Origin of the sequence: Pseudomonas fluorescens NCIMB 11764, from assembly GCF_000293885.2 — a bacterium.
Lineage (GTDB): Bacteria > Pseudomonadota > Gammaproteobacteria > Pseudomonadales > Pseudomonadaceae > Aquipseudomonas > Aquipseudomonas fluorescens_B.
In genome coordinates, this window is sequence record NZ_CP010945.1 from 621396 (window position 1) to 639260 (window position 17865).

The 17865-nt window shown below is 61.4% G+C and carries 15 protein-coding genes; 8 read left to right on the forward strand and 7 right to left on the reverse strand.

The annotated features are described in order from the left end of the window. Positions 1–85: 85 nt before the first annotated feature. The 6 genes from B723_RS02880 to pilG all read right to left on the reverse strand — a co-directional run bounded on the left by B723_RS02880 (position 86) and on the right by pilG (position 10129). On the reverse strand, positions 86–541 hold the full coding sequence (locus tag B723_RS02880; protein ID WP_017341261.1) for a chemotaxis protein CheW: 456 nt from the start codon (positions 539–541) through the stop codon (positions 86–88). Continuing rightward, positions 534–6542 (reverse strand): Hpt domain-containing protein, encoded by a 6009-nt coding sequence (locus B723_RS02885; RefSeq protein ID WP_017341262.1) that lies wholly within the window; start codon positions 6540–6542, stop codon positions 534–536. The genes B723_RS02880 and B723_RS02885 overlap by 8 nt, the downstream gene beginning before the upstream one ends. A 37-nt stretch (positions 6543–6579) precedes the next feature. Then, positions 6580–8637 (reverse strand): methyl-accepting chemotaxis protein, encoded by a 2058-nt coding sequence (locus B723_RS02890; protein ID WP_017341263.1) that lies wholly within the window; start codon positions 8635–8637, stop codon positions 6580–6582. Between the two features lie 102 nt (positions 8638–8739). Next, positions 8740–9288 (reverse strand): chemotaxis protein CheW, encoded by a 549-nt coding sequence (locus B723_RS02895; protein WP_017341264.1) that lies wholly within the window; start codon positions 9286–9288, stop codon positions 8740–8742. A gap of 10 nt (positions 9289–9298) precedes the next feature. Further along, a complete protein-coding gene (gene pilH / locus B723_RS02900; protein ID WP_008068134.1) occupies positions 9299–9664 on the reverse strand; it encodes a twitching motility response regulator PilH in 366 nt (121 codons plus the stop codon). A gap of 60 nt (positions 9665–9724) precedes the next feature. After that, entirely contained in the window at positions 9725–10129 is a 405-nt protein-coding gene (gene pilG / locus B723_RS02905; RefSeq protein ID WP_017341265.1) for a twitching motility response regulator PilG, read from the reverse strand. 235 nt (positions 10130–10364) lie between these two features. Between pilG and gshB the strand changes: the two genes are divergently transcribed. The 7 genes from gshB to B723_RS02940 all read left to right on the forward strand — a co-directional run bounded on the left by gshB (position 10365) and on the right by B723_RS02940 (position 16431). Next, positions 10365–11318: a glutathione synthase gene (gene gshB, locus B723_RS02910; protein ID WP_017341266.1), complete on the forward strand. Its 954-nt coding sequence runs from the start codon at positions 10365–10367 to the stop codon at positions 11316–11318. 77 nt (positions 11319–11395) lie between these two features. Continuing rightward, complete coding sequence (locus B723_RS02915; RefSeq protein ID WP_017341267.1) at positions 11396–12292, forward strand: energy transducer TonB; 897 nt, start codon at positions 11396–11398, stop codon at positions 12290–12292. 242 nt (positions 12293–12534) lie between these two features. Next, complete coding sequence (locus tag B723_RS02920; RefSeq protein ID WP_017341268.1) at positions 12535–13107, forward strand: YqgE/AlgH family protein; 573 nt, start codon at positions 12535–12537, stop codon at positions 13105–13107. Then, positions 13107–13544 carry a Holliday junction resolvase RuvX gene (gene ruvX, locus B723_RS02925; protein WP_003195067.1) on the forward strand — a complete coding sequence of 146 codons (438 nt, stop codon included), beginning with the start codon at positions 13107–13109 and terminating at the stop codon, positions 13542–13544. The genes B723_RS02920 and ruvX overlap by 1 nt, the downstream gene beginning before the upstream one ends. Before the next feature lie 83 nt (positions 13545–13627). After that, positions 13628–14131: a bifunctional pyr operon transcriptional regulator/uracil phosphoribosyltransferase PyrR gene (gene pyrR / locus B723_RS02930; RefSeq protein ID WP_008026190.1), complete on the forward strand. Its 504-nt coding sequence runs from the start codon at positions 13628–13630 to the stop codon at positions 14129–14131. Positions 14132–14158: 27 nt separating this feature from the next. Next, the gene (locus B723_RS02935) at positions 14159–15163 is read left to right on the forward strand and encodes an aspartate carbamoyltransferase catalytic subunit (protein WP_017341269.1); all 1005 of its coding nucleotides are present in this window, start codon (positions 14159–14161) and stop codon (positions 15161–15163) included. Next, a complete protein-coding gene (locus B723_RS02940) occupies positions 15160–16431 on the forward strand; it encodes a dihydroorotase (protein WP_017341270.1) in 1272 nt (423 codons plus the stop codon). Before B723_RS02935 ends, B723_RS02940 begins: the two co-directional genes overlap by 4 nt. Before the next feature lie 94 nt (positions 16432–16525). Here B723_RS02940 and B723_RS02945 read toward each other — a convergent pair whose 3' ends face one another. Continuing rightward, positions 16526–16957 (reverse strand): NINE protein, encoded by a 432-nt coding sequence (locus B723_RS02945; protein WP_017341271.1) that lies wholly within the window; start codon positions 16955–16957, stop codon positions 16526–16528. A 249-nt stretch (positions 16958–17206) separates the two neighbouring features. Between B723_RS02945 and B723_RS02950 the strand changes: the two genes are divergently transcribed. Further along, positions 17207–17824 carry a C40 family peptidase gene (locus B723_RS02950; RefSeq protein ID WP_017341272.1) on the forward strand — a complete coding sequence of 206 codons (618 nt, stop codon included), beginning with the start codon at positions 17207–17209 and terminating at the stop codon, positions 17822–17824. Positions 17825–17865 lie beyond the last annotated feature (41 nt).

A 17865-nucleotide genomic window follows, 5' to 3' on the forward strand; every position in this document is an offset into this window, starting at 1 on the left:
GCGGTATACCTGATTTACCTCGGTCGCAGGTCTTGGGGCCGCTTCGCGCCCCAGCGGGAGCAAGCTCCCTCGCCACAGGGGCTGGTCAGGCGAGCCCGGCACTCACAAGCAACTCCTCCAGCGCCAGCAAGTCCGGCACCTTGGCCACTTGATCACCCACTTGCACTGCCGCCTGCTCCAGCGCACACAGCGGCACATCCACATAGCTCAATTGGCTATCGAGCTTGTAAGACCGCGGAATCCCCTGCACCAGCAACGCCATGAATTTCAGCTCCGGCCGCCCCCCCAGCGCATTGAGAATCACAATTCGCGCCCGTTCGCCGATGACGATTTTCTGCCCGCAGGCCGACTCGAAACTCAGCAACGGAATCTGCCGGTCCCGCCACGTTACCCGCCCCAGATACCACGGCGGCGAATCGAGATCGAACGCTCCCGCTTGATAGTCGATCAGCTCTGCAATCGCCACGTTGGGCAAAATCAGATTGCGGTCAGCCAGGGGCAGCAGCAGCCCGGTGAGGTTGCTGGTGCGGTGTTCAAGCATGGGTTTTGCTCCACAGCGCGATGCTTTCGAGCAGCACCGATTCCTGGTACGGCTTGCCGAGGTAGTCGTTGACGCCGATGGCCATGGCGCGGTCGCGGTGTTTCTGGCCGGTGCGCGAGGTGATCATGATGATCGGCAAGTGCTGCAAACGTTCGTCCGCACGCACTTGGGTCGCCACTTCGAAACCGTCCATGCGCGGCATTTCAATGTCCAGCAGCATCAGGTCCGGCATGTGTTCTTCGAGCAGCAACATGGCATCGACGCCATCCTTGGCCGTCAGTACGTTCATGCCGTGGCGTTCGAGCAAACGGCTGGTGACCTTGCGCACGGTGACTGAGTCGTCGACCACCAACACCAGCAACGGCTTGTGCGGCTCGGATTCTGCGTCCTGCCTCAGCGGTTGTTGCGGCACCCGCGCCTGCATCGCGCGGATCGGCGCCAGCAGATCGAGAATCAGCACCACCCGGCCATCGCCGAGGATCGTCGCCCCGGACAATCCCTGCACCGCCGCAAACTGCGGGCCGAGGCTTTTCACCACGATTTCCCGGGTACCGGCCATGGCATCGACCTGCACCGCGATGTGCCGTTCGTTGCATTGCACCAGCAACACCGGCAACGGCAGGCTCTGGCCCAGCAGTTTCGGGCGGGTACTGGTTTTCAGCAGTTCGCCGAGGTAGCACAGTTCATAGTGCTGCCCGGCGTATTTGTAGGTCGGCGGATCGAGCCGGTAATGCCCTTCGAGTTCGTTGGGCAGCACCCGCACGATACCGTCGATGGTGTTCAGCGGGATCGCATATTGGTCCTCACCGCACTGCACCATCAGCGCCCGGTTGACCGACACGGTGAACGGCAGCCGAATGCGGAAATGCACGCCCTGCCCCGGCACAGAGTCGATGCTCATGCTGCCGCCCAGCTGTCGCACCTCTTCGTGGACCACGTCCATGCCCACACCACGCCCGGAAATCTGGGTGATTTTTTCCGCCGTGGAGAACCCCGGTTGCAGGATGAATTGCAGCACGTCGCGGTCGCTGATATCGCTGTCCGGGGCCAGCAAACCGCGCTTGATTGCCTTGCGCCGTACCGCGTCCAATGGCACACCGGCGCCGTCGTCGCGGATGTCGAAAATGATGTCGCCGCCTTCGCGCGACAGGTCGAGGGTGATCCGCCCTTGCGCCGGTTTACCGGCCGCGATGCGCACCTCCGCGGATTCCAGGCCATGGTCGACGGCGTTGCGCAGCATGTGTTCCAGCGGCGCGGCCATGCGTTCGAGGACGTTGCGATCCATCTCGCCTTCGGCGTTGCCGACGATGAATTCCACGTCCTTGCCCAGTTCGCTGGAAACCTGGCGAACGATGCGTTTCAAACGCGGCAACATCCGCTCGAACGGCACCATGCGCGTACGCATCAGGCCTTCCTGCAATTCGGTGTTGATGCGGCCCTGCTGTTGCAGCAGGTTCTCCGCGTCCTGGTTGCGCCGGTCGAGGGTTTCCTTGAGGTCGAGCAAGTCAGAAGCGGACTCGAACAGCGCCCGCGACAGTTGCTGCAACTGCGAGTGACGATCCATCTCCAGCGGGTCGAATTCTTCGTAGTCCGAACGCTCGGCGTCGACTTGCTGACGGCTGAGAATCCGCCCCTGGGTTTCGGTATCGAGCCGGCGCAGTTGATCACGCATGCGCTCGATGGTGGTTTCCATCTCGTTCAACGCCACGCGCGCATCGTTGACCTGTTGTTCGATGCGGCCACGGAAGATCGAGGTTTCCCCGGCCAGGTTGACCAGGTCGTCGAGCAATTCTGCCGAGACCTTGACCATGTCGGCACCGGCATCGACTTGTGGCGCAAGTGGCTCGACCTTGGGTGCAACCGTTGCGGCAACCGGTGCTTCCGGCACCTCCGGATGGCTGAAATTGCGGATCGCATCGATCAGTCGATCAGCGGGCGGCAACGGTTGACCGGCGCGGGTGGCGTCGAGCATCTGCGCCAGTCGGTCATGGCTGCTTTGCAACAACCCGAACAGCGCTGCCGTCGGTTTCAGCGTACCGGCGGACAAACCTTCGTAGAGAAATTCCAGTTCATGGGCGAGGTCGCCGATCGGGCCGATTTCCACCATCCGTGCACCGCCCTTGAGGGTGTGCAGGTCGCGCAGCAGGGTTTCCATTTCCTGGCGATTGGAAGGTTCTGCCTGCCAGCGCACCAACGCCGCGCCGGAGTTTTCGATGATGTCGAAACCTTCCTCGAGAAAGATTTCCAACAGTTCAGGATCATGCCCTGGCGAATCCTCGGCTCGCGCAGCCTCGACGGTTTCAGGCGCGTTGGCGTTGCCTTGGCGGAACTCGCGGATGGCGTCGATCAGCTCGCCCGGATCACCCAGCGGTTTCTGGTGCTGTAATTGCTCAAGCAACTGAGCCAGCCGCTCATGGCTTTGTTGCAGCAGGTGCGCCAACGCCTCGCTGTGGCTGTAACGGCGATCGACAAGGCCTTCGTAAAGGTTTTCCAACTCATGGGCGAGGTCACCGACCGGTTCGACCTCGGCCATCCGCGCCCCCCCCTTGAGCGTGTGCATATCCCGCTGCAAGGACAACAGCGGCGCGGCGTTTTCCGGGTCGTTCAGCCAGCGCTGCAGGGCCTGGCCGGCGCTTTCGAGGATGTCCACCGCCTCTTCGAGGAAGATCGAAACAATCTCATCGTCTAGCTCATGATCCTTTGTGGGAGCGAGCCTGCTCGCGATGGATTCATAGGCGCCGCGTTTATCCTGCAATAATGCGTCATCGTTGACGTCCATCGCGAGCAGGCTCGCTCCCACAGGGGGTACTGTGTTTTCAAGTTCGGCGGTAACGCTGCCCAGTTCGCGAATGCTCAGGGTGCGGCTGCCGTCACTGCGAATCAGGCCCATGGCCGACGGGTCGAGGCTCTCGTCGAGCAAACCGCGCAAGGCGCGGATGCGCTCCGGTTGCGGGCTGACTTCCTGGCCGGCTGCCAGTTCGTCGAGCATGTTGATCAGCGCTTCGTGAGCACTTTGCGCCTCGTGGAAAAACCGGTCGCTGACCGCCAGGCTGCTTTCTTCCACGGCACCGTAGAGATCCAGCAAGGCTTCGCATAACTCATCCACCGGATGCAGATCCGCCAGGTGTGCCCCTTCGCCAAGGGTGGTCAATTCATCCAGCAGTGCACTGAGTTCCTGACGTTCGCCGGGGTGTTGCTGCCAGCGCTGCAACAGGCTTTCGGCATCCAGCAGGATGTCCATGCCCTGGGCCAGGAAGTTGTTGATCAACTGCGGATCGCGCTTGGTTCGAAGCGCCGTGCTCGGCGTGCTCAACAGCGCTTCCAGACGCTCGGCCAGCAGCGTCTGGGTTCTCTCGATCAATGAACGGGCACCGGGAATCTCGGCCAGCGGATCGACCTTGAGCTGACGCAGCCCGAGGCGAAACACGCCTTCGGCTTCCAGCAGCAGTTCGACTTCGTCGAGGTCCAGGGCGATGAGGTGCGCCTTGTACTCGCGGGCCAGGTGATCCAGCGGTGTCGCCAGCTCGGCGATCGGCAGGACGCCGGCCATCGAGGCGCTGCCCTTGAGGGTGTGCAGCGCTCGCTGCAATTCGTCGCTGGCCTGCAACGGCACGTGTTCGGCGGCCTGTTCGAGGAAGCGGTTGAGGGTGGCCAGATGGGTTTCGGCCTCGTTGCGGAAGATCTCCAGCAACAGCGGATCGAGGGCCGCGACGTCCTGCACGTCTTCATCGGACAAAGGCTCGTCACCCTTGGCGAGGGCATGTGCGCGGGCGGCCAATTGGTCGACATCGTTGCGCTGACGCTGGGCATTGTCGGCAAATTCGGCCACCAGTTCCGGCAGCAGGTTCAACACATCACCGAGCAGTTGTTGCACGGCCTGGCCCGGCTCAACGCTGTGCTCCAGCACACGGTTGAGCAGGTTTTCCACAGCCCACGCCAATTCACCCAGGACCAAGGCGCGAACCATCCGGCCACTGCCCTTGAGCGTGTGGAAGGCTCGGCGCAACTCGCTCAAGGCTGCTGTGTTGTCGGGATAGGCCAACCAGCGCGGCAGGTATTCGCGAAGGATGTCCAGGACTTCATCGGTTTCTTCAAGGAAGACTTCGCGCAACTCGTCGTCCACCGGCGCTTCGCCCACCGGCGGCGGTAGCAGGCTGCCAGGGGTGTTCTGCGCGGGCGGGTTCACCGCAGAGACCGGGTTGGCCAGCACATCGGCCAGGGTCTGGACGACTTCCGGATCATCCAGTTCCTGCAGGTCCTGCATGACCTGCGCTTCGCTCGGGCTGAGCACGTCTTCAAGCACCGGTACATGCTGCTCGCTGGGGAAGACACCCAGTGACGCGAGGCTTTTTTCCGCGACGTCGAGCAACTGTTCGCCGGCCGCTTCGGGATCGTCGCTGAGGCGCTCAAGGTAATACTCGAGGCTGGTGATGACGTCGGCCAGGCTGTCCAGTTCCTGCCAGTCAGGCTGGCCCTGTTCCAGCAGCAAATGCTCACGGATGAAATGATTGCAGGCGTCGATCAGGCTCGCGGCCCGGCTCAGCGGAATCATCGCCAGCGCACCGCGCACCTGGGTCAGCAAGTCCGGCAACGGTTGCAAATGCTGGCGGTCCCAATCGGCGTCGATGTAATCGACAATCATGTCCTTGGCCTGCTGCAGGCAGATGCGCGCTTCCTTGATTACGATCTGGTGGATCTGCGTCAGGTCGGTGGTCGGCAGACGGCTGTCTTCCTGGCTACTTTCCGGCTCCACGGTGCCGACCATGCCGGCCAGCGTCGCCTCGACGTAGAGCAAGGCCCCGGCGACATCCATGAGGATCGCGTCGTTGGGTTCGCGTTGGCCTTGAGCAAGGCTCAGCACCACCGCCAGTTGATCGATGATGACCTTGCGCGGCTGGCCGAAACCGAGCACCGCCAGGGTGTCCGCAATCTGTCGCAGCGGTGCGAGCAGGCTTTCGAGGTCCGAGGTGTGCTGACGGTCGCTGCGCACGAACAGGTCCAGGCGCTCCTTGACCCGAACCAGTTCTTCGCACAGCGCCGCCAGTACCGAGCGCATGGCATCGCGGTCAGGACCCGCCAGCCGCGCCCGCTCTTCGTCGACCATCGCGCTGTCAGGCAACGCGTCGTCCAATCCGTAGCGATCTTTCATGGTCAGCATCTGCCCGGTGGGGTGTTCGGCCTTGGCAATGTAGAACAGCAAACTCTTGAGCAACTCCGGCGGTGCCGGCTGATTGATCGCGGACATGCCCTGCTCGAGCAGGCGCTTGAGCTCTTTGTCGGCGTCCTTGAACAGGCTGCGCAGGGCCGGGCTGTTGGCGATCGAACCGCCGCGCATGCCTTCGACCAGCGCCGAAGCGACTTGCCACAACGGGCTGAGGGGCGCGTTGCCACACAACCCCTCGAGGCGTGAAAACACCTTGGCCAGGTAACCGAGGTGGGTGTCGTCATCCTGCTCGCGCAGCAACCCGACCAGGGCCATCTGCAACATCTGGCGCAATTTGCGCAACACGTTTGGCAGGTCCGCCGGTTCCAGCCGCGCCAGTGATTGTTCATTCAGCGGTGGCAGTTCCGGCAACTGCGGAGTGAACAGGCTGGTTTCCGACAACAGGCTTTCGCCGCGGGCGCTGCGCAGATCGTTGATCAGCGGCAGCACCACCAGCGGCAGGTCGCGGCGCGCGCCTTGTACGCGGTCGAGATAGATCGGCAACTGACCGATTGCTTGCAGCAACAGGTGAATGGCCTCGTCGCGATGGCTGACGCGGTTCTGCTGCAAGGCAGCGGCCAGTTGCTCCATTTCTTCGGCGAGCAGTGCCGCGCCGTAAAACTCGACCATCTGCAAACTGCCGTGAACCTGATGGATACACGCCAGACATTCACTGAGGGCGTGCGTCGCCTGAGGGTCATCAAGCAACGTTTCAATCGCCTGGTGAGCCACTTTCAGCGTTTCGGCAATCTCGCCTTTGACCCACTCCAGGGCCACATAGTCGTGCCGATCACCCATAACTGCTCCGTTCATCGTTCGAACGCCCGTGGGCACTTCACACTTTATCCACAGTTTGCGCCTTGGCGGCCGGCAAGGTGAAACCCGACACCGAGCGCCGCAGCTGGCTGGCCATTTTCGCCAGGTTGCCGATGCTTTCGGCCGTGGCCGTGGAGCCGGACGACGTTTGCGTGGTGATCTGCTGGATCACGTTCATCGTCAGGGAAATCTGTCCGGCCGAAGACGTTTGTTGCTGGGCGGCGTTGGAGATGCTCTGGATCAGCGCCGCGAGGGTTTTCGATACGCCTTCGATTTCTTCCAGGGCCACACCGGCATCCTGCGCCAGACGCGCGCCACGCACGACCTCGGTAGTGGTCTGTTCCATGGAAATGACCGCTTCGTTGGTGTCGGCCTGAATCGCCCGCACCAGGGTTTCGATCTGCCGGGTCGCGGCGGACGAGCGTTCGGCCAGCCGTTGCACTTCGTCGGCAACCACCGCAAAACCGCGCCCGGCGTCACCGGCCATGGAGGCCTGGATGGCCGCGTTGAGCGCGAGGATGTTGGTCTGGTCGGCAATGTCATCAATCAGGCTGACAATGTCGCCGATTTCCTGCGAAGACTCGCCCAGGCGTTTGATGCGTTTGGCGGTGTCCTGAATCTGCTCGCGGATGTTGTCCATGCCGTGGATGGTGTTGTGCACCACTTCATTGCCCTTGTTGGCAATTTCCACGGAGCGCTCGGCAACTGCCGAAGATTCGGCGGCGTTGGCCGAGACCTGGTCGATGGACTGCGCCATGTCGTTGATCGCGGTGGAGGCTTCGCTGATCTGTTGCGCCTGATGTTCCGAGGCCTGTGCCAGGTGCATGGCGGTGGCTTGGGTTTCCTGCACGGCGGCGGCGACCTGGCCGGCGGTGAGGTTGATGGTTGCCACCAGATCGCGTAGCTGATCCACGGAATAGTTGATCGAATCGGCGATGGTCCCGGTGAAGTCCTCGGTCACCGATGCCGTCACGGTCAGGTCACCGTCGGCCAGGTCTTCGATCTCGTCCAGCAGCCGCATGATTGCGTTCTGGTTGCGTTCGTTCTTCTCGGCGGTTTCCCGTAGCTGACGGTTGGTTTCGCGAACCATTACCAGACCGATGAGGATGATCGACATCAGCGCCAGCAGGCCCAGCACGTAGCCACCGATTTCGTCGGTATTACGCCCGCCGGCGAGGTTTTCGAAACCGCTGGCCAGGTGTGAAGCTTCGTCTAGCAGGGTTTGCGACAAGGAAAAAATGTTGGTGGCCGATTCGCGAACCTTGAACAGTTCTGGCGATGTTTCGAGGATTTCATCCACCGAACCGGAGACGAATTCGAACAACTCGGAAATCTCGACCAGTCGGGCACGGGCATCTCGGTCTTCGACCTGGCTGACCTTCAATGCCGGATTGCCCTGAAGCATGCCCGTGAGCACCTGGCCGAAACGCGCGGCGTCGCGACCGAAAGCGTCGGCGGCCTGTTGCGAACTTTCATCGCCAGACAGCACGGTGTTGACTGCGCCGAGAATCCGCTCGGCCAACAGTGACTGACGCTGGGCCATCGCGACCTGAGCGGCCGGCGCACCCCGTTGCAGAAGGATTTCGACGACTTTTTCGTACTCGACCTGCAATTGCGGCACGGTTTCAGCGAGGGTGGCGGCGACTTGATGCAGCGACAGCACCGTCTGTTCGCTGGACAGGATGGCGTCGGTGTTTTTCAGCAGACGCTCCCAGTCCAGTTGCACGGCGCGCATTTCCGGGCGCACGGTGGACGGCGCTGGCGGCAGGCCGGTAGACGGGTCGCCTTTCTTCAGATAACCCCAGCGCTGGGCGAAATCGTTGCGCGCATCGCTGAGCAACTTGAACGCGGCAGCCTTGCCGGCTGCGGCTTCCGTGGCGTTCTTGGCAATACGCTGGGACAGCACGCGCAGCTCGCCGGCGTGGCCGATGTACTGTTTATCGTACGTGGCTTGAGTGTTGAGGTAAGCGAAGTTGGCGAACAGCAGCATGATGAAAACAATCAACGCGATGAACAGCGCGATGATCTGCGATCGGCTGCGCGACCCTTCTGGCTTGCCTGTTTTTGCTTTTATCATCGGTCCTCGCCTGTTATCGCACCGTTAGAACCCACCATAAATCCCCTGTGGGAGCGAGCTTTTGTGGCTCACCACATAGCCCGGCGCCCACAGGGTCCGGGATTACAGCGCTACATGCATGAAGCTTTGCGATCGCGCCAGCGCAAACGGGCTGAACACCTGCCAATTCTGCTCACGCCGAAACCGGCCCTTGATGAACGGTGCAATCGGGCCATTCAACGCCTCTACCGGCTCCAGGCTGTCCTGGGCAAAGTGCTGAAGGCCGAAAACCTCATCGACCATCAACCCGGCAAACACGTCGTGATGCTCCACCACCAGTACCCGCCGCTGTTTGCGCGCCGCCGACAACTCGTGGCCGAGCTCTTTATCCGAAAAGAAGGCGCACAAATCCATCATCGGCAGCAAGCGCCCGCGCAGGTTGGCCACGCCCTTGACCCAGGGCTTGACCCCCGGCAGTTGCGTGAACCGTGGTTCGTGCAGGACTTCGCTGACCTCGCCCATGGGGGCGACGTACCAGTGCTCGCCCAAGCGAAAACCGATGCCGCTCCAGTTGTCCTGCCGGGTCGGCTGGGAGGGCAGATCCGCCGCCAGCAGACGACAGCGCTGGTCAATCTGCAGCAGCAATTCGAAAGCCGTCAGCGACTCGGTCATGGCCGGACGATCAACCGGCCAGTACGTTGTTCAGGGTCTTGATCAGGGTTTCTTCGTCGACCGGCTTGGTCAGGTAGTCCTTGGCGCCCTGGCGCGTGCCCCAGACCTTGTCGGTTTCCTGGTCCTTGGTGGTGATGATGATCACCGGGATGTGCCCGGTTTCCGGGTCTTTGGTCAGTTGGCGGGTCGCCTGGAAACCGTTGAGGCCGGGCATGACGATGTCCATCAGCACCGCGTCGGGTTTTTCCTGACGGGCAAGTGCTACGCCGTCGGCGCCGTTTTCGGCTTTCAATACTTCATGACCGTGCTTTTCCAGCATGCCGGTCAGTTTGTACATTTCAGTCGGCGAATCATCGACGATCAGAATTCGTGCCATGGTTGTCCCCATTCTTCTTGTCGACGCCGGGCCCGCTGGCCGAGCGTCACTGTGCGTGTCCTACTGCGGCAAAACGGCGGAGAAGCCCGGTACATGGGCCTGGATCGCGTTCAGCAGTTCTTCCTTGCTGAAAGGCTTGGTCAAAAACTGGTCGGAACCGACGATGCGTCCCTTGGCCTTGTCGAACAACCCGTCCTTGGACGACAGCATGATCACTGGCGTGGACTTGAACGCACTGTTGTTCTTGATTAAAGCGCAGGTCTGATAGCCATCCAGGCGCGGCATCATGATGTCGACGAAAATGATGCCGGGATGATTGTCGGCAATCTTGGCCAGGGCATCGAAACCGTCGACGGCCGTGATGACCTCACACCCCACGTTCTTCAGCAGCGTTTCGGCGGTGCGGCGAATCGTCTTCGAATCGTCGATCACCATGACCTTCAAGGCGCTGGAATGCTGGTCCATAAAATGCTCTACCGTCGCCTTTGCGAATCAATTTGTCCGTTTCCGATAACCGGAGGCTCGAAACCCTTGATGTTTAAGGGCCAGAACGATATGGCAGCCTTTTTAGCACAGTCTCCAAATGCAATCTATCGGGGGACTGGCGCGGTGGTTTTTCCTTGACCGGGAACACACTCGGCGCCACTCTGACGCCACTTTTTCGTGTCCTTTCGGACCACCCCATTTCGAGGAAAAACCCATGAGCGTTCGCGTCGGGATTGTCATGGACCCTATCGCCAGCATCTCCTATAAAAAGGATAGCTCGCTGGCCATGCTGCTGGCCGCACAGAAGCGCGGCTGGGAACTGTTCTATATGGAACAGGGCGATTTGTATCAGGCCGAAGGTGAAGCGCGGGCGCGGATGCGGCCGCTGAAAGTCTTCGCCAACCCGGAAAAATGGTTCGAACTGGAAGCCGAGACCGACGCGTTGCTGAGCGATCTGGACGTGATCCTGATGCGCAAGGATCCGCCGTTCGACATGGAGTTCGTCTACTCCACTTACCTGCTGGAGCAGGCCGAGCGCGCCGGCGTGCTGGTGGTCAACAAGCCGCAGAGCCTGCGTGACTGCAATGAAAAACTGTTCGCCACGCTGTTCCCGCAGTGCACGCCGCCGACCATCGTCAGCCGTCGCCCGGACGTGCTGCGCGAATTCGCCGATCATCACGGCGACGTGATCCTCAAGCCGCTGGACGGCATGGGCGGCTCTTCGATCTTCCGTCACACCGCCGGCCACCCGAACCTGTCGGTGATTCTCGAAACCCTGACCTTGCACGGCAAGCAGCAGATCATGATCCAGGGTTACCTGCCGGCGATCGTCGACGGCGACAAGCGAATCCTGATGATCGACGGCGAGCCGGTGGATTATTGCCTGGCACGGATTCCGGCGGCCGGCGAAACCCGTGGCAACCTCGCGGCCGGTGGTCGTGGCGAAGCCCGTCCGCTGACCGAGAAAGACCGCTGGATCGCCGCGCAAGTCGGTCCGACCCTGCGCGAGAAAGGCCTGCTGTTCGTGGGCCTGGACGTGATTGGCGAGCACCTGACGGAGATCAACGTCACCAGCCCGACCTGCATTCGCGAGATTGATAATGCGTTCGGCACCGACATCGGCGGGATGCTGATGGATGCCATCGATCAGAAGCTCAAGGCCCGTTGATATAGAACAGCCAAGATCGAACCAACATTGCGTTATCATGCGCGGCCTGTGAAAAACGCGATGTTGGTTTTCTTGTCATGACACTTCCGTCCGATCTGCCTGCAGAACTCGCCCACCGTGGTGTGCGCCCGGCCGATCGCCTCGGATTTACCCTGTTTCTCGCGGCGCTGATTCACCTGGCCTTGCTGTTGGGCGTCGGCTTCACGATGGTCGAACCCAAGCAAATCAGCAAAACCCTGGAAATCACCCTCGCCACCTTCAAGAGCGAAAAGAAGCCGACGAAGGCTGATTTCCTCGCCCAGGAAAATCAGGAAGGCAGCGGCACCCTGGATAAAAAGGCGATCCCCAAGACCACCGAGGTCGCGCCGTTCCAGGACAACAAGGTGCAGAAAGTCACGCCACCGCCGGCCGCCAAGCCTGAAGTGCAAGCGCCGCCCAAGGCTGCCGTGACCACCGTCGCACCGAAACCGAAAAAAGCCGCGGCCAAGACCGAAGAACCCAAGCCCGTGACCAAGCCCGCTGTCGCAGCGCCGACGTTCGACAGTGAACAGCTGTCCAGCGACATCGCCAGCCTGGAAGCGGAACTGGCCAATGAACAACAGCTGTACGCCAAGCGCCCGCGCATCCACCGCCTGAGCGCCGCGTCGACCATGAAAGACAAGGGCGCCTGGTACAAGGACGAATGGCGCAAGAAGGTCGAACGCATCGGCAACCTCAATTACCCCGACGAAGCGCGGCGCAAGCAGATCTACGGCAATTTGCGGTTGATGGTTTCGATCAACCGCGACGGTTCGCTGTACGAAGTGCTGGTGCTGGAATCGTCCGGGCAACCGCTGCTGGATCAGGCGGCGCAACGGATCGTTAGGCTGGCGGCGCCGTTTTCGCCGTTTACCGGGGATTTGTCGGACATCGATCGGCTGGAAATCATCAGGACGTGGAAGTTTGCGCGCGGGGACCGGTTGTCCAGTAACTGATTGGGGATTTTCTGCCCAGTGTTGACCCTGTGGCGAGGGAGCTTGCTCCCGCTGGGCAGCGAAGCAGCCCCAAAACCTGCAGGCCTTGTATTTCCTGACACACCGCAACAATCAGATCACGACTGCTGCGCAGCCGAACGGGAGCAAGCTCCCTCGCCACAGGGTTCTGCGGCGGCTTCAATCACCATTTCCTACGCATCCCCAGCTTGTCAGTTCGTCCCTCCAACGCCACACTAGCGCTCATGAAGAACGTCAGCCCCAGCTACCTCAAGCATCACTTCCTGATCGCCATGCCTCACATGGCCGACCCGAACTTTGCGCACACCTTGACCTACATCGTCGAGCACACGGCCAATGGTGCCATGGGGTTGGTGGTCAACCGTCCGCAAGACCTGAACCTGGCCGATATCCTCGAGCAATTGCGCCCCGATGTCGAACCGCCGATGCTCTGCCAGCATGTGCCGATTTTCATCGGCGGCCCGGTGCAGACCGATCGCGGTTTTGTCCTGCACCCGTCGGGCAAGAAGTTTCAGGCGACCGTTGATCTGGAAGGCGACCTGTCCCTCTCCACGTCCCAGGACGTGCTGTTCGCCATCGCCGATGGTGTCGGCCCGGCCAAGAGTGTCATCACCCTGGGTTATGCCGGCTGGGAAGCCGGGCAGCTTGAAGCCGAACTGGCGCAGAACGCCTGGCTCACCTGCCCGTTCGACGCCGACATCCTGTTCAACACCAGCAGCGAACTGCGCCTCGAAGCGGCGGCCAAACACCTCGGCGTCAACCTTAGCCTGCTCACCAGCCAGGCGGGGCACGCCTGATGGCCCTGCGCCTGATCCTGGGGTTCGACTACGGCACCAAACAGATCGGCGTGGCGGTCGGCCAGGTGATTACCGGCCAGGCCCGCGAACTGTGCACCTTGAAGGCGCAAAACGGTGTTCCCGACTGGAACCAGGTCGAAGCCCTCATTAAAGAGTGGAAGCCCGATGCAGTCGTCGTCGGCCTGCCACTGAACATGGACGGCACGCCGAGCGACATGTGCCTGCGCGCCGAGAAGTTCGCCCGCCGCCTCAACGGCCGCTACAACCTGCCCTTCTATACCCACGATGAACGCCTGACCACGTTTGAAGCCAAGGGCGAACGACGTGATCGTGGCGGGCAAAAAGGCAGTTACCGCGACAACCCGGTCGACGCCATCGCCGCCGCCCTGCTGCTGCAAGGCTGGCTCGACGAAAACACTGCACTGTTCGAATCCTGAAGAGCCGTAACAAGCGACTCTCTATAGCGACAACCCGGAGCCACCTCCAGCACCGCCCGGCCCGGGCCCAAGAAGGAGCAACCATGAGCCTGCCCAATCCCGCCGAACTGATCAGCCAGATGGCGATCCGTCTCAAGGCCCATCTGGAACACCGTGGCATCAGCGAACCGCGCTACATCGGTATTCGTACCGGTGGCGTCTGGGTCGCCCAGGCGTTGCTCGAGGAACTGGGCAGCGATGCGCCGCTCGGCACGCTGGACGTGTCCTTCTACCGCGACGATTTCAGCCAGAACGGCCTGCACCCGCAGGTGCGCCCCTCGGCCCTGCCGTTCGAGATCGAAGGCCAGGACCTGGTGCTGATCGACGACGTGCTGATGAGCGGCCGCACCATCCGCGCCGCAATGAACGAACTCTTCGACTATGGCCGCCCGGCCAGCGTGACGCTGGTGTGTCTGCTGGACCTGGACGCTGGCGAGCTGCCGATCCGCCCGAACGTCGTGGGCGCGACCCTGTCGCTGGCGGCCCACGAGCGCGTGAAGCTGTCCGGCCCGGAACTCAAGCTTGAACTGCAAGACCTCGCCCTTTAATTCGCCCTATTGAGAGTCCCCCTCGCGATGACGCCTCTAGAAACCAAGCGCCCGCTGCAGCTCAATGATCAGGGCCAGCTGCGCCACTTCCTCTCGCTCGACGGTTTGCGCCGCGAACTGCTGACGGAGATCCTCGACACCGCGGACTCGTTCCTCGAAGTCGGCGCCCGGGCCGTGAAGAAGGTCCCGCTGCTGCGCGGCAAGACCGTGTGCAACGTGTTCTTCGAGAACTCCACACGCACCCGCACGACCTTCGAACTGGCGGCCCAACGGTTGTCGGCAGACGTGATCACGTTGAACGTGTCGACATCGTCGGCGAGCAAGGGCGAAACCCTGCTCGACACCCTGCGCAACCTGGAAGCCATGGCCGCCGACATGTTCGTCGTGCGTCACGGTGATTCCGGTGCCGCGCACTTCATCGCCGAACACGTGTGCCCGCAAGTGGCGATCATCAACGGCGGCGACGGCCGTCACGCCCACCCGACCCAGGGCATGCTCGACATGCTGACGATCCGTCGCCACAAGGGCGGTTTCGAAAACCTTTCGGTGGCCATCGTCGGCGACATCCTGCACTCCCGGGTCGCGCGCTCGAACATGCTGGCGCTGAAAACCCTCGGTTGCCCGGACATTCGCGTGATCGCGCCGAAAACCCTGCTGCCGATCGGCATCGAGCAGTACGGCGTGAAGGTCTACACCGACATGGCCGAAGGCCTGAAAGACGTCGATGTGGTGATCATGTTGCGCCTGCAACGCGAGCGCATGGCCGGCGGCCTGCTGCCGAGCGAAGGCGAGTTCTACCGCCTGTTCGGCCTGACCACTGCGCGCCTGGCCGGCGCCAAGCCGGACTGCATCGTCATGCACCCGGGGCCGATCAACCGCGGCGTGGAAATCGAATCGGCGGTGGCCGACGGCCCGCATTCGGTGATTCTCAACCAGGTGACCTACGGCATCGCCATACGTATGGCTGTGTTGTCCATGGCCATGAGCGGGCAGACTGCCCAGCGCCAATTCGAGCAGGAGAACGCCCAGTGAAGCTCAGCATTCTCGGCGCCCGCGTGATCGATCCAGTCAGCGGGCTGGATCAAGTGACTGATATCCACATCGAAGCCTGCAAGATCGTCGCCATTGGCGCCGCACCGGCCGGTTTCGTCGCCGTCGACACCCTTGATGCCCAAGGCCTGGTGGCCGCTCCTGGCCTGGTTGACCTCAACGTCGCCCTGCGCGAGCCGGGTTACAGCCGCAAAGGTTCGATCGTCAGTGAAACCCGCGCGGCCGCGGCCGGTGGTGTGACCAGCCTGTGCTGCCCGCCGAAAACCAAACCGGTACTGGACACCTCGGCCGTGGCCGAACTGATCCTCGACCGCGCCCGCGAGGCCGGCAACACCAAAGTCTTCCCGATCGGCGCGCTGAGCAAGGGTCTGGACGGTGAGCAACTGGCAGAGCTGGTTGCGTTGCGCGATGCCGGATGCGTGGCGTTCGGCAACGGCCTGGAAAGCTTCCGCAACACCCGCACGCTGTGCCGTGCGCTGGAGTACGCGGCGACCTTCGACCTGACGGTGATATTCAACTCCCAGGACCATGATCTGGCCGAAGGCGGCTTGGCGCATGAAGGCCCGACCGCCAGTTTCCTCGGTTTGCCGGGCATTCCGGAAACCGCCGAAACCGTGGCATTGGCCCGGGATCTGCTGCTGGTCGAGCAAAGCGGCGTGCGTGCGCACTTCAGCCAGCTGACCAGTGCTCGCGGCGTGGCCCTGATCGCTCAGGCTCAGGCCCGAGGGTTGCCGGTGACGGCCGATGTCGCGCTGTATCAGCTGATACTGACCGATGAAGCGCTGATCGATTTCAGCAGTCTCTATCACGTCCAGCCGCCGCTGCGCACCCGCGCCGACCGCGACGGCCTGCGTGAAGCGGTGAAGTCAGGGGTGGTCTCGGCCATTTCCAGCCATCACCAGCCACATGAGCGGGACGCCAAACTGGCGCCGTTCGGTGCGACCGAACCGGGGATCAGCAGTGTTGAACTGTTGCTGCCGCTGGCGATGACGCTGGTGGAGGATGGTTTGCTGGATCTGCCGACATTACTGGCACGTCTGAGCGCCGGTCCTGCAGAAGCCTTGCGCCTGCCGGCAGGCAAGCTGGCAGTGGGTGGCGCGGCGGATATCGTGCTGTTTGACCCGACGGCTTCGACCGTGGCCGGTGAAACCTGGTTGTCCAAGGGTGAGAATTGCCCGTTCATTGGGCATAGCCTGCCTGGCGTGGTGCGTTACACCCTGGTGGACGGGCGGATCAGCCACCAGGCTTGATACCCGGTTGTCCCAATCGCTAGCAGGACTAGCTCCCACACAGGATCTGTGAACAACACAAATCCGCCGTGGGAGCCAGCCTGCTGGCGATGACTTACTGGAAAGTGCCGCGATTCTGAGCGTTGCGAACCGACACCTGATCATTCAGCGTCCAGAAGTCATACAAGACCCCCAGAAAGAACAACCCGCCCGTCACCAGGTACAGCAACCCGCTGATCCACTTCCCCTGATACATCCGGTGCACGCCGAACACCCCGAGAAACGTCAGCAGAATCCACGCTACGTTGTATTCGATCGGCCCGGCGGTAAAACGCAGGTCGGCTTCACGGTCCATCGCCGGGATCAGGAAGATGTCGATCAGCCAGCCAATGCCCAGCAAACCGAAGGTGAAAAACCAGATCGTCCCGGTCACCGGCTTGCCGTAATAGAAGCGGTGCGCCCCGGTAAAACCGAAAATCCACAGCAGGTATCCGATCACTTTGCTGTGGGTGTCCTGATGCGGAACGGGGTGTTGATAGGTGTTCATGGATGACCTCAATTCACACGATAGATAAATATTCTTTAAATCTTTGTGACTTTTTTACGAGTAGCCGACGTATGGCAGGTGCTACCTTGTCTGCCGTCAAACCCCTGTAGCAACTGAGTTCTGTCCGACAATTGCGTCCATTTAACGCTTATTTGGTTCCGTTGCACGCCGTTTGAATCGACCAACGGCCTCGGAAGGCCCAAAAAAGCTGTTATAAAGTTGCGCGCTAACCAATATGAGCCTTGCCTAATGCGTCCATTTTTCAAGACATGGCTAACCATTTGCCTTTTGATGCCACTGGCCGCCCACGCCACCAATCGTGAGCAACGTCTTCCTAACGTTAATGGTTACACCCCCAAATCCCATGCTTCTGCTCCTTCGAGCAAAAACAAACAAGCCGTAAAACGCGCCCCGCAGCTGGCCAGCAAAAGCAGCCTTGTCCCGCCAATGGCGACCAAGGAAAGCAGCAATGTGCTGAGCCGCGCCGTGAACGTCCTCGGTACACCTTACCGTTGGGGCGGCAGCAGCCCAAGCAAAGGGTTCGATTGCAGCGGCCTGGTGAAATACGCGTTCAACGACGCCACGTTCGACCTGCCGCGCACTTCGAACGCCATGGCCAGCGGTCATGGCGAGAAAGTCGATCGCAAGGATCTGAAGCCGGGCGACCTGATTTTCTTCAACATCAAGAGCCGTCGGGTCAACCATGTTGCCATCTACCTGGGCAACGACCGCTTCATCCATGCGCCACGCCGCGGCAAGTCGGTGACCATCGACACCTTGAAGAAACCGTACTGGGAAAGCCACTACGTGGTTGCCAAGCGGGTTCTGCCGAAAGAGAAGAACACTCTGCAGGTTGTTCAGCGCTGATTTGAAACAAGAGCAAAAGATCGCAGCCTGCGATCTTTTGC